General features: G+C 47.6%; 14 protein-coding genes. 5 read left to right on the plus strand and 9 right to left on the minus strand.

All coding sequences use genetic code 11. The features are described from left to right. The first annotated feature begins 148 nt into the window (after positions 1-148). The 3 genes from RN22_RS04150 to RN22_RS04160 all read left to right on the plus strand — a co-directional run bounded on the left by RN22_RS04150 (position 149) and on the right by RN22_RS04160 (position 3,805). Positions 149-1,132 carry an AAA family ATPase gene (locus RN22_RS04150; RefSeq protein ID WP_046303204.1) on the plus strand — a complete coding sequence of 328 codons (984 nt, stop codon included), beginning with the start codon at positions 149-151 and terminating at the stop codon, positions 1,130-1,132. After that, positions 1,129-2,877, plus strand: a complete 1,749-nt coding sequence (locus RN22_RS04155) for an aerobic cobaltochelatase CobT subunit (RefSeq protein WP_046303205.1) — start codon at positions 1,129-1,131, stop codon at positions 2,875-2,877. The genes RN22_RS04150 and RN22_RS04155 overlap by 4 nt, the downstream gene beginning before the upstream one ends. Before the next feature lie 124 nt (positions 2,878-3,001). Beyond that, complete coding sequence (locus RN22_RS04160) at positions 3,002-3,805, plus strand: IclR family transcriptional regulator (protein ID WP_046303206.1); 804 nt, start codon at positions 3,002-3,004, stop codon at positions 3,803-3,805. A gap of 49 nt (positions 3,806-3,854) precedes the next feature. Here the strand turns inward: RN22_RS04160 and RN22_RS04165 are convergent, their stop codons facing one another. The 5 genes from RN22_RS04165 to RN22_RS04185 are packed head-to-tail and all read right to left on the minus strand — an operon-like array spanning position 3,855 to position 9,146. After that, the gene (locus RN22_RS04165) at positions 3,855-4,586 is read right to left on the minus strand and encodes a DUF599 domain-containing protein (protein ID WP_046303207.1); all 732 of its coding nucleotides are present in this window, start codon (positions 4,584-4,586) and stop codon (positions 3,855-3,857) included. Positions 4,587-4,608: 22 nt separating this feature from the next. Then, a complete protein-coding gene (locus tag RN22_RS04170) occupies positions 4,609-6,189 on the minus strand; it encodes a gamma-glutamyltransferase family protein (protein WP_046303208.1) in 1,581 nt (526 codons plus the stop codon). Positions 6,190-6,191: 2 nt separating this feature from the next. Then, positions 6,192-7,676, minus strand: coding sequence for a tripartite tricarboxylate transporter permease (locus RN22_RS04175; RefSeq protein WP_046303209.1), 1,485 nt, complete (start codon positions 7,674-7,676; stop codon positions 6,192-6,194). 15 nt (positions 7,677-7,691) lie between these two features. Continuing rightward, positions 7,692-8,147, minus strand: coding sequence for a tripartite tricarboxylate transporter TctB family protein (locus RN22_RS04180; protein WP_231590843.1), 456 nt, complete (start codon positions 8,145-8,147; stop codon positions 7,692-7,694). Between the two features lie 45 nt (positions 8,148-8,192). After that, complete coding sequence (locus RN22_RS04185) at positions 8,193-9,146, minus strand: tripartite tricarboxylate transporter substrate binding protein (RefSeq protein ID WP_046303211.1); 954 nt, start codon at positions 9,144-9,146, stop codon at positions 8,193-8,195. Between the two features lie 139 nt (positions 9,147-9,285). On the opposite strand from RN22_RS04185, the gene RN22_RS04190 reads away from it, so the two are divergent. After that, the gene (locus tag RN22_RS04190) at positions 9,286-10,047 is read left to right on the plus strand and encodes an IclR family transcriptional regulator (RefSeq protein WP_046303212.1); all 762 of its coding nucleotides are present in this window, start codon (positions 9,286-9,288) and stop codon (positions 10,045-10,047) included. A 107-nt stretch (positions 10,048-10,154) separates the two neighbouring features. Here RN22_RS04190 and RN22_RS04195 read toward each other — a convergent pair whose 3' ends face one another. The 3 genes from RN22_RS04195 to RN22_RS04205 form a co-directional block, all read right to left on the minus strand. Continuing rightward, on the minus strand, positions 10,155-11,444 hold the full coding sequence (locus RN22_RS04195; protein WP_002538689.1) for a TRAP transporter large permease: 1,290 nt from the start codon (positions 11,442-11,444) through the stop codon (positions 10,155-10,157). Positions 11,445-11,453: 9 nt separating this feature from the next. Next, positions 11,454-11,981 (minus strand): TRAP transporter small permease, encoded by a 528-nt coding sequence (locus RN22_RS04200; protein ID WP_046303213.1) that lies wholly within the window; start codon positions 11,979-11,981, stop codon positions 11,454-11,456. Positions 11,982-12,071: 90 nt separating this feature from the next. After that, a complete protein-coding gene (locus RN22_RS04205) occupies positions 12,072-13,235 on the minus strand; it encodes a TRAP transporter substrate-binding protein (RefSeq protein WP_046303252.1) in 1,164 nt (387 codons plus the stop codon). A gap of 430 nt (positions 13,236-13,665) precedes the next feature. On the opposite strand from RN22_RS04205, the gene RN22_RS04215 reads away from it, so the two are divergent. After that, positions 13,666-15,279, plus strand: coding sequence for a GMC family oxidoreductase (locus RN22_RS04215; RefSeq protein WP_046303215.1), 1,614 nt, complete (start codon positions 13,666-13,668; stop codon positions 15,277-15,279). 118 nt (positions 15,280-15,397) lie between these two features. Here RN22_RS04215 and RN22_RS04220 read toward each other — a convergent pair whose 3' ends face one another. Next, positions 15,398-16,165: an IclR family transcriptional regulator gene (locus tag RN22_RS04220; RefSeq protein WP_046303216.1), complete on the minus strand. Its 768-nt coding sequence runs from the start codon at positions 16,163-16,165 to the stop codon at positions 15,398-15,400. Between the last annotated feature and the right edge of the window lie 4 nt (positions 16,166-16,169).

Consider the following 16,169-nt stretch of genomic DNA (forward strand, 5'->3'; position numbering starts at 1 on the left):
ATTTAGTTAATGCCATGTTTCGGGATTGGTCAACCAAAAATTTAAATAACGGAATTTTTGATATCGAAAGTCTCACCAGCGAGAAATCGCCTCGTTGGTAAAAACAAGACATAAGAAGGCTCGCTAAAGGCTTAATAACGGAGGAAAAATGGAGAGGACGATGATGCAAGGACCCGATATCCAGGTGTCGGCCAAAGAAACATTCGGTATCGATACAGGATTAGTTGTACCCGCTTTTTCCAGCACCAGCGACCTGGTGCCCAAAATCGATCCTGACTACGTCTTCAATCCAGAAGTGACCAGTGCGATTCTCGCGGGCTTCGCTCACAACCGGAGAACACTGATTCAAGGGCTACATGGCACGGGTAAATCCACCCACATTGAGCAAGTTGCAGCCCGGCTTAACTGGCCTTGCATGAGGATTAACCTTGATGGGCATATCAGTCGATTGGATTTGGTAGGAAAAGATACCTTGGTGATCCGAGACGAAAAGCAGGTCACCGAATTCCAAGACGGTATTCTGCCCTGGTCTGCGGCCCGACCGATTGCGCTGATCCTAGACGAATATGACGCCGGCAGACCTGATGTCATGTTTGTTATTCAGCGCTTACTTGAGAAAGACGGAAAGCTTGTCCTGACTGACAAAAACCGGGTGATAGAGCCTCACCCTTCATTCCGCCTGTTTGCCACAGCCAACACTGTCGGTTTAGGCAATTTGCAGGGCCTGTATCATGGCACTCAGGTATTAAACCAAGCCCAGATAGACCGATGGAATCTGGTTGTCACTCTGAACTACCTCAAGCCAGAAACAGAAGCCAAGATTGTTCTTGCGCGTGTCCCATCAAAAAACACAGAACGCGGACGAAAGCTGGTGGCTCAAATGGTTGAGATTGCCAACCTGACACGCAAAGCGTTTTCAACCGGTGACATATCAACCTTAATGTCGCCACGAACCGTGATTACGTGGGCGGAGAATTGTGAAATATTCAGTGACCCTAGAACTGCCTTCCGCCTCACCTTCCTCAATAAATGTGATGAAGCTGAATGGCCAATCATCAACGAGCTTTATCAACGCTGTTTTAATGCGGAATTCATAGAGGAAGACTCCGCTTTAACGGGTGCTGAAAGATGAGTCGCGCTCACCACCCCGCGCCCGCACCTTTTACCCGAGCCCAGCAGCGCAGACGAGAACTGATTCTGGCAACCATCCGATCGGAAACGGGCAACTCGGAGCTCAAACTTCGTGGTGAGCATTTTTACAATGGAGCGGTGTATGTGCCGATCTCGGCCGCTCACTTACAGGCTCATGATCTTTACCATGATGCGCAAGCACAGCGCGGACGGGCTGATGCAATATCAGCGCGTCTGTTGTTCAGCAATGCTGACGTTCACCGCTCAAGCATGCCTGCAGACCCTGTCGCGGGCATGCTGTTTGACCTCCTGGAACAATTTCGCACAGAAGCTCTTCTCAGGAGCAACCACCAGCCAGGCACACAACAAAATATTCGCTATCGGTTTGACGCTTGGAGCAGGCTCGCATTGCACGCGAATCTGGTGGAATCAAAGCTCGGTATCTTAATTTTCACTGTGATACAGATTGTCCGTTCACGCCTGTTTTCAACGCCCATCGACCCAAAAATTGAAGATTTAATAGAGGCGACCCGCGCTGGTATCACACCCTGTCTGGGTTCAGAACTGGCAGGTCTTCGTCGCAATAAAGACCATCAAACATTTTACGGCCGACACGCTCTATCACTGGCTGAGAAAGTGTCCAACATGGTGAGTGAGTGTGAGAACAATGAAGATGACAATGAAAGGAGTGAGCAGATCCTCAGTGCTTTTCCCCTGTTACTCAGCACGGATATAGAAGCCGACAATACCTACTCTTCAGTCACAGGGGGAAACAGCAAATCATTTGAAATGCACCGCCTTCAATATCGGGTTTTTAACCGTGAATTCGATACCGAGATCGACGCATCCAGCTTGGTGAGAAAAGCGCAGATCGCAGAATTTCGCTCACATCTTGATAAACGCTTTCTTCATCTGGGGCTGAACCTTCGGGAAATATCCAAACGCCTATTGCTTTGTTTGAACCAAAAAACGCGCGACGGCTGGCAATTTGAGGAGGAGGAAGGTTACATCGATGGAAGCCGCCTTCCACAGGTTGTCTCATCCCCTATGGAAAGGCGCGTATTTATCAAAGAACACTTCGTTGAACGTCCTGACAGCGCTGTCACCATACTGATTGACTGCTCAGGTTCGATGAGGCAACACATGGAAAGCATAATCCATCTCGTTGATGGGCTGGTCAGGGCACTAGGTATTGGTGGCGTGCCTACTGAAGTTCTGGGATACACAACCTGTGCTTGGAATGGCGGACGGCCTTACAAAAAATGGCTAATGACCGGTAGGCACGCAATGCCAGGCAGAATGAACGAAGTGTGCCATTTGATTTTCAAAGATGCTGGAACACATTGGCGCCAAGGCTCTAAAAACCTAGCGGCATTGATGAAGGGAGATATTTTCCGTGAAGGTATTGATGGCGAAGCGATTGAATGGGCATGCGCAAGGTCGCGTCAGATAGACACCTCGAGACATCTATTGCTGGTGATATCTGATGGTAGTCCGATAGATACCGCCACCAACCTGACCAATGACGACTTCTATTTGGATAACCACCTCAAGCAAGTCATAGCAAGCCGAGAGAAACAGGGCGATATCATCACTGCTCTGGGTGTGGGTGTGGACCTTAGCCGCTTTTACCCACTCAATTTAACCTTAGATATCGACTTCCAACCTGATAGTGCGACTTTCAACGATGTCATCACACTGATTGCAGAATCAGTACGAAGATCTTATGGCAAAAGGAGGTCATGAAAATCGTGATTTAGTCGCCAACGCCGAAGCGGGATAAATGGCAGAGGATTTCATTTTTCAAGATGGTTTGTTGTCATTTTCCAGAATTTTGATATATATGGCGGGTATGGAATAAGGGAGAACCATGAAAACGAAGAACAAATCTGATCTGGCTGCTGTGGACGGCGACACGCCAACATTACGTCTATTTTCATTGCTGGAACTTATCGCTAAAAAAGACGAATTTTTCTCGCTACAAGATCTCACCGAAGAAACCAACATCCCCAAGCCTTCACTGCATAGAATGCTTCAACAGCTGGAAAGTGCAGGTATCATCCAGCGCGACGGTGACGACAGACACTATGGCAAAGGCGCAAGACTGCGTCATATGGCAGAGAATGTCTTGCTCAACTCCACCACGCACAGCGCACGACACAACCTGTTGAGCCAATTAAGAGATGAAGTGGGTGAAAGCTGTAACCTGACATCCCTGTCCGGCGGTGAGGTCATTTACGTTGACCGCGTAGAAACGGAAGCTCCATTGCGTTTCCATTTGCACCCGGGTTCCCGAGTCCCCGTTCACTGCTCAGCAACAGGTAAACTGTTTCTGGCAAATATGACCCCTTCCCAGCGCCGCAGGCTGCTTGGTAACTCTGAAATGACCGCCTTCACTGAAAAAACGATCACTGATCTGGCTTCTTTGGAGGAAGAGCTCGAAAACGTTCGTGCCTGCGGTTATGCCATCGACAACGAAGAGTTCCTACCCGGATTGTTGTGTGTCGCGGTTCTTGTGCCATCCAAGCGCGGAAAATCCAATCTCGCTGTCGCCATTCAGGCACCTATCATGCGACTCAAAGCCGACCAAGCCTTACATTTCCTCCCTGCACTACAAAGGGCATCTCTCGCGTTTGCGAAGATAGAAGAAGAAAGCTGGGGTGAAGATTCTTGATGCTACCGGTACACACCAAAAATACTAATATTCCAACTACTTGCCGATCCTAACGACTCCCCGTTGAGGAGTCTGAGGTTGGCCATTCGATGTCTTCCATTGACGTGATATCGAAAGCTCTTGAAAAGAACTCTCTTCTCAAAATAATAAGAATAACAATCAGGAAAACAGCATAGAAAACATAAGGATGGATAATCCAAGCCAGTGAGGATATTCCAAAGTAATAAGCTCGCACACCATATTGAAAGTGGTAAGAGGCCAGCACGCTCATTTCGGAGAGTTTGTTGACAACGAGGCTCGTCGCTTTTGAATCCTTTTCACTAGGCTCTGGCGCTGACCCCAGCATAAGCAAAGAGTTCGCGTGTAAACCCATAGACCACGCAAATTCAAAAAACGCAATCACCATGATAATTAACAAACTCGTTATTTTTAAAACCACTGCCTCCTCTGTCGTGCCATTCAAGTAAGAAAAAGAGTTTAACTTTTCGGTGATTGAGTGGCTTGCACCTAATAGCGCAACTAAGCCGCTAATAACAAAAACGGTCGTTGTAGCGAAGAAAGACACATTGTGAATCAATCCTCGCACCAAACTGACATCCGTAATTCTCTCATGGCGCCAGAGCATCTGGGTTGCCCACGCTTTTCTCCACAACATCATTTGGCTGGAAATATTCTTCCCAAATATCGCCTTACTTATAGGCTCATAAAGAAATAGAGACAAAAAGAGAACAACAAGTGCAACCAAATCTCCGTCGTTTAGCTTTAGTAAGAATTCACTCATCCTCTGCCACCCATCACGCCTTTCATTCTTTGATCGCATCTGACCAGGCTGACATCACCTCTGTGATGCCAGCATTCTCAAGTTGGCCACCTACAACCTGACTCGAAATGATGCTTGGGCAAGCGAAGTTGAACGGATATATCGTCCTCGGGGCTAATTTGACCTGTTGTATTGTTCCCCTTAAATCTTCAATGAGGCTTTCATCCATTGTGTCATCCACAATCGTGAGCTCACTGAGGCTGGTATCTATCCTTGGCATACACATCGCTTTCTCTATATCCATCTTGTAATCCAAGATAAACGAGGAAAGTTGCGCTACAGCAGGCATGATTTTACGTCCACCCGATGCGCCTAGCGCAAAGTAGTGACCATCGTTGCGTTTGAGAATGGTGGGACACATATTCGCCAAGCATCTTTTATCAGCAGCAAGCGAGTTTGGCTTGTTAGGTTCAGGATCAAACCACATGATGCCATTGTTCATAAGAATGCCACTGTCTCCCAACATCAACTTGGAGCCAAAAATGGAAAGCAGTGTCTGCGTTACCGATACGCAATTTCCCTCAGAATCAACAACGTTAAAATGTGTCGTGCAACTAGGTGCTACTTCCTTACGTTCATCTCCCATTAAGCGGTAGCGCTCTTCGTTGGCTAACCTAATTGCAGTGTCGTAGACCTGGTAGGCTTTTGAGTCAGGAGAATTGCCCTCTGGCTGCCAATTCTCCATCAGTGAAAAAGTGCGTTTTAAGGTTGGACCGGCAGTCATTGACGGCGTACCAAATATGGTATGGTCACGATAACTGTATTTATCCGCAGTCTGCAGAGTAGCTGTGTAACTTTCAAAGTCTTCCAAACTATGCCGGCCTCCTGCTGCAGCGAGTTCATTGACAATAGTTCTTGCTAACTCCCCGCGGTAAAAACTTTGATAGCCTTCTTCCGCTATGGTTTCCAGCGTTTTAGCCAGACGTGACTGATCGCAGACGTTTGATGAATGAGACGTCCACGCTGAAGATTTAGGGAAAAGACCAGAATCCAAAAACGTTTCCGCAGACGCTTTAAACGGCACCAGATCTTTGGCGACGGAAGAAATAACTAACTGTGCATACCAGTCAACGACCAGCCCTTTCTTAGCAAGGTCTATGGAAGGCTCAATCAGTGCTTTCCAGGGAAGAGATGAAAAATGCTCAGCAGCCAACCCCATTCCAGCCACTTGGCCAGGAATAGCAACCGCGAGCGCCCCCGTCACATTCCTGTCTTCATGGACGCGAGTCCAAGGAAACAAATCTGTCGCTGAACCTTCAACAAGCGGATAATCTTCGACGTTAAGATTCTTAGGGGACTTCATACCGAAGTTGATCACCTTAACTTCGTCAGTTTTAGCTAAACGAATCACCATAAAGCCGCCACCACCGATACCGCTCATCCAGGGCTCCGCGACGCCTAAGGCGAACGATGTTGCTATTGCCGCATCCACTGCGTTTCCGCCTTTTCTTAGAACCTCTGCACCAATTTCTGACGCAATACGGCTTTGTGACGTCACCACACCTCGGTGCGTACGAACAACTTTCTTCTTAATATTCCACGAGGATGATTGAGACAGACTCACTGTTAAACTCCATTTTTATTCGTGTTACGACGGAAAATCACTACCGCAGATATGACTGATAAAGCTAAAAACAACACAGAAAGTGGTGTAGAGACGAAGATGAGCCAATTCCCTTCAGACAGGGTGAGCGCCTGACGCACTGCTTGTTCACCCACAGGCTCAAGAACAAAGCCAATCATCATTGGGGCAAGAGGAAAATCGAGCTTTCGCATGACGTAACCCAGCAAGCCGAACCCCAACATAATCCAGAGATCGACCGTGCTGTTGTTGAACCCATAAACACCAACAACACAAAACACGGCGATGATGGGCAGCAAGACACTTTGAGGGATTCTTGTAATCTGAAAAAACAGCTTTATCGCGACCTTACCAACAAGAGGTAGAAACAGTGATGCGATAAAAAGCACGACGAACAGTGAATAAATCAACGAAATATCTTCACTAAAAAGCGCAGGACCAGGCGCCAAGCCATGTATCAGGAAGGCTCCCATCAGAACAGCGGTTGTCACATCTCCTGGCACACCTAATGCGAGCAGAGGAATCAAAGCACCACCGCAGGTAGCATTGTTCGCTGACTCTGCGGCAGCGACTCCCTCTAACTCTCCTTGGCCAAATTTCTCGGGTGTCGCCGATTTCCTTTTTGCCTCGGAATAGGACAGAAACGCCGCGGGCGTTGCTCCCAATCCGGGTATCGCCCCCAGCACAACACCAATGAATGAGCCTCTGCAGATGGTCTTTAAGCTCCCCCTGATTTGAAACCATGAAATAGATGAACTGGCTTTGTCGTGGGCTTGTTTCGCTGTCTGTTTCTCAACCAAATTTTCTGCTTGTATCAGGAGCTCAGAAACGGCGAATAAACCGATCAGCATCGCCATCAGCGAAATACCATTCATCAAATTGACGTTATCAAAAGTGAATCTTGGGGTGGCCACCATCGGGTCTAGCCCGACGGTCCCAAAAAGAAAGCCGAGTGAAGCGGTAATTAGACCTTTGGAAAGTGAATTACCCGATACACCAGCAACAACAAGAAGCGCAAAAAGTACTAGGGTTGCGAACTCCGGCGGTCCAAAATTAGTTGCCAGCTTCGCAAGGGAAACAGCGCCCAAAACCAATATGACAGTGGCAATAACATCGGCAATAACGGACGCCCATAGCGCCATTCCCATCGCCTCGCTTCCTCGTCCTTTTTGAGCCAAAGGATAGCCATCCAGAACAGTCGCCGCTGCTGCAGGAGAACCTGGTGTATTTAATAAAATGGCGGGGATACTCCCCCCGAAAAGACACCCCTTATAAGCCCCTAGCAAAACACAAAACGCTGTTAGAGGGCTAAATCCATAGGTCAATGGAATAATCAATGCAATCCCCATGGTGCCAGTTAACCCCGGGATTGCACCCATAAAGATGCCAAATGCAACACCAACAAAAATAGCGACAAGATTGAGTACAGAAAAAACTGAAACAACAGATTGAAGGATCTCGCCTTCCATACCACCCTCCTTGGTTTAAACGGACATTCCCAGTCCAATGACAAACAGTGCATAGAGCGCGAGAGTGACCAGAGCCGGTATGATGATTAGCGTCGCTGGTCGTCGTACTCCATTGATGAGAAAGAGCAGAAACATCATTGCTGATACAGAAAGGATGAAGCCGTATGTTTCAAACACACTGATAAACAGAACTATCACAAGGACAGTAAGAAGAGGTCGAAACCATGTCCCAACACTCTGCTTTGAAGCGGCAGTTTCGTGCTCACCAGCGGCTTTATCAAAGCTGCTTATAAACAGAAAAACTGCGCCAATACCAACCAACGCACAACCAAAGTATGGGAAGAACCTCGGTGACAACGCGATAGATTGAGTATCTTCAACCTGTCCTGGTATTAATGTGGCACCTATAAACACAGCAATAATGGCAAGCACCACTGCTGACAATCTGTCCTTTGATTTTTGATTCATCATTCTTTCCTGAATTCCTGCTCTACTCTTCCTGCTCTCAATACTGGGCTATTTCCCTAGCCCAGAGAGCTGAATGATTTCGCCTTGCTTGTGGAACGTCTCTGTCACGTTCTTCTCGAATTTCTTCGCGTCAAGATAGTTCACCTGCATAGCCAGTTTTTCGATAATCTCCTTGAAGTCCCCACTTTCTGTCGCAACTTGTATTGCGCTTGCAAGTTTCTCTACCACTTCATCGGGAATCCCTTTTGGACCCGCAATACCCAAAATAGAAGGCGCGGAGATGTCGTAACCTGCATCAATCAAGGTGGGCACATTTGGGAACTCAGCCATTCGCTTGTCTGTGATGATTGAAAGGAGTTTAAATTCACCAGAACGGACTTGAGGCAGCCACTCCGTCGCTCCAGCCATCAAATCAACATGCCCACCCAAGAGTGCCGTAACACTTGCAGCACCGCCTTTAAACGGGATCGCCTTCCAATTCAACGACTCTTGTTGCGCGAGACGCTCCATAGCAAGGTGTTGTGGAGTACCGGCACCAGCAATGGCGTAACTCACTTCGCCCGGATGTTGCTTCACATATTCAACAAGCTCTTGAATAGATGAGTACGGCGCATCCTTGGGGGCCACTATTCCAAGGTTCCATTGGGCAATTTGAGAGATGAAAGAAAAGTCGTTTAACGGATCATAAGGCAGGTTTTGCATATGGGGAGAGAGTACCGCCGCGCCTGTCGTCAGTGTGAAAATAGAATATCCGTCAGGGCGTTGCGCTTTCGACAACGCAGCCGCGACAGACCCGCCACCTCCCGGCTTATTGATGACAGTAACTTTCTTACCAAGACTTTTCTCAAGTTCGGTGGATAACACACGCGACACTGTATCCGTTGTTCCACCGGCTCCATAACCAACGGTTAATTTGATTGTTTTCTTTGGCCATTCAGCAGCTTGAGTAAAGCTAGCGACAATAGAAAGCACAGCAAATAGCGTAGCGAATAGATACTTCATGATATTTACCTCCATATAAATATTGCATTGCAATACTTTGTTGTGTATTGTGTTACTTCGTTAACAACCCTATAACGATCAGGTTACGATCGCAAACCAGATCTTGCGTTCTAATGTCTTATTTCTGAGGATTTAGAGGATGGAGAATCGCTTATTTGTTGGCTCAGTTAAGAAAGCCTTTGAAATCATTGAAGCTTTTGATGTGACCACGCAAAGCATGAGTTTGACCGAACTTGTTCAGGTCACGGGGATGGGGAAAAGCGCAGTCCAACGATATGTTTATACCCTTGAGGAGCTGGGATACCTGACGAAAAATCCAACCTCAAAGCGATATGAGCTCTCCTTAAAAATGCTCCTTCCAGCAAGTAGTTACCTTAGTCAGAACAATCTGGTGAGCGCCATCAACCCACACATTGTCAATCTGCGTCAGAACCTGGATGCGCGCGTTGGCGTCAGTGTCTACCATCAAGAAAAAGTGGTTTATCTCATTCCGTTACAAAGCATCACCGAAGCCTATCCCAACGATTATCCGGGCTTTACTGTCCCCATTTACTGTACAAGTTCAGGCAGAATTTTCCTTTCCACTTTTGATGATAATAAGGTCGACTCTATCTTGGAGAAGGAAATCAAAAGACCATTCACGCCGCTGACGATGACAAATGAAGAAGACATTAAGAATGAAGTGCAGAAGTTTAAGCAAAATGGATATTGCATAACCAATCAAGAGATAAGCCATGGAAAGATAAATATTTCTGTACCCATTCTGAATTACGACAAGGAAATAATAGCCTGCATTGTCGCCATATTTAAAACGAGCGAATGGGATGAAAATCGCTTAATTAAAGAGGTTTTCCCTAAGATCCAGGAGGTAGCTTCATTCATCAGGGTTCCCTCAAGATAGCGTATTGAGAATGAATGCCCCCATTAACAGTAAAAAGTAAAAACGGCGCTATATAACAGCGCCGTTTTTATTTGTCAGCACAGCAATAGATTTTAAGGTCGGGCTCCCTAACCCACAGCTGAAAACTGCACAAGATAGGTCGAAAGCGGCGGCCAGAAAGCGATGATCATCCATGCCACCATCAGTGCAAACAGGTAAGGCATTACGTATTTCACAATGGTGAAATACGGTATTCCCGTGATCCCGCTGGCAACATACAAGTTCAATCCATAAGGTGGCGTGATAAACCCAATGGCATCACCAACCAAGAAGATTACCGCGAAATGAATCGGATCCACCCCCACGCTATAAGCAATTGGCGCCAGAATAGGCGCAAGAATGATGGTATTGGGCAGGCTTTCTAACACCGTTCCGGCCAACAACACCAACATCATGCAGGCAATCAAAACAAACGTCGGGTCACCAATGGCAGACATCCATCCACGCACCACTTCACCAGCACCCAAGAGGGAAAGCAACTGTTGCATCACAACGGATATCGCGATCAGTGGTGCCAACATGCCCGTGATTTGCCCTGAACGCAGTAAGATGTTCGGCAATTCGCGCAGTTTGATTTGTCGCGTGATCAGCACGCCCGCTATCAAACAGAAACCCACCGTGACACCGGCTGCTTCAGTCGGAGAAAAGGCTCCGGAATAGATGCCGTATATCACTATTCCGATGGCAATTAAGCCGAGGTAGGCTTTTAAACCGGTTTGAAAGATACGCTTGGGCTCAAACTTGATTAGGTTACCCCATCCATTCTTCTTACAGACGATGTAGCACGCCAACTGCATTGCAATAACCATCAATAAGCCAGGTAACATTCCACCAACGAACAAATCGCTGATCGAAAGATCGAGCAGGAAGCCATAAACAATGAAGATGATACTTGGCGGAATAATGATGCCCACTGTGCCGCCCGCCGCAGCGGTGGCAGCAGCAAAACGCTCATCATAGTTATTCTTCGCCATCTCTGGCTGCATGATGGAACCGATGGTCGCAGTTGTCCCTGCATTGGAACCGGAAATAGCGGCGAACATTCCGCACGCACCAATGGTGGCCATTCCCAAGCCCCCCCTCACCCATCCTAAAATGGAATAGGCAAAATCTGACATGCGCTTGGCGATACCGGCAGCATTGATTAAGTCTCCTGTCATGATGAAGAGTGGCAAGGCCAGTAAGCCAAAGAAGTTCAAACCTTCAAATAAGGTCACGCCAATGTTGGCAAGGGTAAAATCGATAACGAGGCTACATCCTACAACCCAAAAACCAATCACAAGAAAAATGGGAACGCCGATGATAAATAGCAGTGTGACACCGAGAGAAATCAGCGTAATGAGAGTGCCGTCTTCCATATCCTGCTCCTAATCCAGTAGTGATGCTTGGAGCACGAAAGGCTCTTTACGCTGATATTGCCTAATATCTTGAGCTAGATTCTGCAGCACACGAATGACGATCAGCCCCCAAGCAAGTGGCGTTGCTAAGTAAAACCACCACTCCATGACATCATCCGTTCCACCCACAATGGCGAAATTGTCATAAGCAATGTAGGTTTGACTCGTTGCGTGATAGATCACGATGATGGCGAAGGCAATCCAGAGCACCGCATCCAAAACCAAGCAGTAAAATTGATGTTTGTAGGAGAGTCGCGAACGAATTTCGGTTAACGCTAGATGCGTACGTTTTTTGATGTTGTATGAAGCACCAAACCACGTCACCCACAAGAAAAGCAGTACAGGCACTGTCGTGCTCCAGGGCACTTGTTGGTTGAACAGAAACCGCCGAACAACCTCTACAAAAATTATCCCAGCCATACTTGAGTAGGTGATCAAGATGATGACCTTTTCAGTGTTTTCATCTAACCATTTGAGCAAGGTTTGTAGCGGTTTCATGCTGACCTCACAGAGTTTGAAGTAAAGACACGCACAGGCCTGTTTGCGGATGTGGTTTCACATCAGCAAGCAGACACTGTGCGACCCTATTTAGCTTATCCACCAGCGTTGTGGCGGCACATTAACAGCGGAAGTGTCGCGCGGAATTTCTCGCGCAATATCGTAGATTTCTTGGTAGGTATCGTGTCCGCCGGACCATTTATTCAAACGGTCACGCCACTGTTCCCAAGGTTCTGGGTTAAACTCTGGTGAACACATTTCTTCCGCTTTACGAAGTTCAGCATCAGACAAAGTGGCAACTCGGGTGTTGTTTTCAGCGAAGATGGTGCCCGCACGTGGCGGGTTCGTTGCACCGATGACGTCAGTCAGTGCCGCCTCATTCATGCCCTGTGTGAAAATCTGAGCGACATACGCAGACTCCATCACATCATCCTGAAGGTCGGATCCCAACTTATCAAACACCGGTAGACTCATAGCCGTGTGCTCAGTCCCCGAGAAGAATTTCAGGTCAACACACTGCGATACCACTGGTGCCATACCCGCATAAGCCACCGCCCCCATCCAAGTTTCTGCCCCGTCGATAAGCCCTTGTTTCAGACCATCCAAGGTTTCTTCCCAAGCAATCGGTACTGGGTTGAGGTTCATCAACTGCATAGCGATACGCCCTAGTTGCGTACCCGTTACACGGTTTTTCGTGCCCGCTAACTGGTCGATCGACGTGACGAGAGGCTTGTCTTTCCATTTCAAGCCAAGCTGGATACCTCGCAGCTCGCAATGGGTAAACAGGAATTGCATTTTATGACGCTGGCGCAACGGCTCTCTAAACAGGGGCTCGCTTTTCTTGCTGTAGAAAAAATGAAACTGAGAGGCGCGGGAAGGGAACATGTAGGCGTAATCCAACACATTGAGATACGGCGCACCACCCGCTGAGTTTTGGGTTGAGGCAGAATACATATCGATGATGCCCTGCTGTGTCTTCTTCACACAATTGGTTTGCCCGCATATCTGATTGCTGCCAATGAACTCAACGCGAATTGCGCCGTTTGTCCGCTCCTCCAGATCTCTTGCAAAGAAAAGCTGCGCCGACTTTTGAATATCAAGGTTCTTCTCGTTAAACCCGGACGCACCAAATTTAAGTTGAAATTTCGGTGGCGCAGAATAGCGTTCCTTTTGGGTATTTTCGGCTGCTCGTGCCAGTGAAGATACCGTGGCACCTGCTCCCAAAGTACCTGCTGCGATAAGGGTGGAGGTCATCCCAAAATGGGCTGACACCTTCATAAAATCTCGCCGCGTGAGTTTTTCCCGATTTTTGCTCATGCTCGCACTCCTTTGTGTTGGCTGTCGCTCAAACGTTTACGCTGGCATGCCCACATTTGCGTTCTCAAACAGAGCCTTCTGCGTTCAATCATCACGCTCTGAAATTCAAGCAATCCAACGTTCAGTGGAAAATTTTTGCTCCGTGTTTTTGGTAACGCTTCAACCACTCCATGTTAAAGAATGGTTAAAAAATGAACCGGAACATTCCATTTATGGCATAGAAAAATCAAAATTCAAGCCTTGACTATAAAAATCGAGATAACTAGTCTCATATTTTAATGTTTGAGAATTTTCGATTTCGCGCTGGATCGGGAGCATCTCGCCTTGAATACATGACAGTTACTCGTGAACAGGGAGAAGGGAAAAGATGGGATTATCTTCAAATCATTACGATTTTATTGTTGTTGGAGCTGGATCTGCCGGGTGTGTTCTTGCCAATCGTCTGTCTAAAAACCCATCGGTCCGGGTCCTTTTGATAGAAGCTGGAGGGAAGGATAACAATCCCTGGTTGCATATACCGGTGGGGTATTTCAAGACCATGCACAACCCAAAAACAGATTGGTGCTATCTCACAGAGCCTGATCCGGGTATCAATTCTCGCCAATTGCAGTGGCCAAGAGGCAAAGTGTTAGGAGGCTCCAGTGCTCTGAATGGGCTGTTGTATGTTCGCGGACAAGCGGAAGATTATGATCATTGGGCAGAGCTCGGAAACCAGGGGTGGTCGTATCAGGAGGTGCTTCCCTACTTCAAAAAGTCAGAAGATCAGGAACGCGGTTCCGACGAGTATCACGGTGTAAATGGCCCGCAGAAAGTCAGCGATTTGCGCTTACGCCGCCCGATTGCCGATCACTTCATCAACGCCGCGACCGCGCTGGGTATACCTTATAACCCTGACTGCAATGGCGAAGTCCAAGAAGGTGTCGGTTACTTCCAGCAAACCGCATATAAAGGCTTTCGCTGGAGTACAGCAAAATCCTTCTTGCGCCCCGCTAAGCATAGGGAAAACCTGGATATTCTCACCAATCACCATGTATCAAAAGTGCTCTTTGAGAACAAAACTGCCACCGGCGTTGAAGTACTCAAAGAGGGTGCTAAAAAGCAAATTATGGCGAGTCGGGAAGTCATTCTGAGCGCAGGTGCCATTGGCTCGCCACAGTTACTTCAACTTTCAGGAATCGGTCCAGCTTCTCTGCTTAACGCTCTGGGCATTACGACTGTTCAAGACTTGCCTGGTGTGGGTGAAAATCTGCAAGACCATCTTCAGGTGAGATTGGTCTTTAAAACCAGTGAGCGCACACTCAATGACGAATTGAATAGTCTGACGAAACGAGTGATGGTGGCGCTGCAATACCTATTTAACCGAACAGGTCCACTCACTCTGGCAGCAAGCCAAGTCACCATTTTCACACAGTCCGACCCAAGCTTAACGCGTCCAGACATTCAGTTTCACATGCAACCGCTTAGCGCCGACAAACCCGGGGATGGCGTACACCCCTTTTCAGCGTTTACTGCGTCAGTGTGTCAACTTCGACCTTATAGCCGCGGGAGTGTAAAAATCACGTCGAAAGATCCCTTAAAACATCCAGCCATTCAGCCCTGCTATCTGTCTGATGAGCGCGACCAGACTGTGATTATCAATGCCATTAAAGTCGCAAGAAAGATAGCGAGTACGCCTCCGCTTTCAGAGCATGTGCTAAGCGAATATGTGCCGGGTGAAAAATTCCAATCCGATGAAGAGTTGTTGGCAGCAGCCAGAGAATTCAGCCAAACCATTTATCACCCAACTAGTACCTGCAAAATGGGGGTTGATGAGATGGCTGTCGTAAACCCAAGATTGCAGGTTTATGGCGTTAAGAACTTACGTGTTGTAGATGCTTCAATCATGCCGGAAATAGCATCAGGTAACACAAATGCACCCACTATCATGATTGCAGAAAAGGCCTCTGACATGATTCTGGAAGACCATGGTTTCGCGCATTAACGGGCTGTTCAGACTACGCCGAAGAAAGTGTTCGCCATCAAGAATGGGGAGAGTCTGCTGGCTATTTGGTTTCAGTTTACCCTTTTCGCTCACCAGACTCTAAATTAGCGAGTTTTACTCAATCGTCAGTTATACCAAATTCCGCGACAGCTAGACGCTGGGCAGCACGGCGAAGTAGCGGCAAATACTGTCTTAACTCTTCTGTTGTTTTACGCGCAGAAGGTGCATGAACGGCGACAGTAAAAGCGACGCGGTTATCGTTGTTGATCACGGGAACCGCGATTGCCACCATATCATCAAGAAACTCGCCAGAGTCCACACCCACGCCATCTTCGGCGATCTTCACCAAATGCGCTTCCAACTCAGCGAGATCCGTGATGGTTTGCGAAGTCTCGCGAGTCAGGTTCATGCTTTTTAACAATCGTTTGCGCGTCGCAGCCTTCATGTCTGCAAGGAACAGCTTACCCGATGCTGTGCAATGCAGTGGGTAATGCGCCCCGACAGGTAAATGAATGCGATATGGCCAGTTAGTCTCAACACGTTCCAGATAGAGAATTTCATAGCCATCCAAAATCGTCAGATTACAGGTCTCACCTATCTCGTCAGAGAGCTCTTTTAAAATGGTATAGCGATGTGCATTGATAGAAGAATTTTTAAGAGTGGCTCTGGCCAAATCTAACAAACGAGTGCCAGCGGTGAAGCGCTTTCCATCAGGTTCGCGCTGCAACAATCCATCCTCTTCCAGTTGTTGCGCGATACGATGAACGGTTTGTTTTGGTAAATCTAACTCTTCAGCGAGATAGACACTGGAAAGTGGCTTTTCGGCTTTCACAATTTTTTCAAGGATATGGAAGCCACGAATAAGCGTTGATTGCGTTTCCTTCATTCTG

Origin of the sequence: Grimontia sp. AD028 (genome assembly GCF_000973155.1) — a bacterium.
In the GTDB taxonomy this organism is placed as follows: domain Bacteria; phylum Pseudomonadota; class Gammaproteobacteria; order Enterobacterales; family Vibrionaceae; genus Enterovibrio; species Enterovibrio indicus.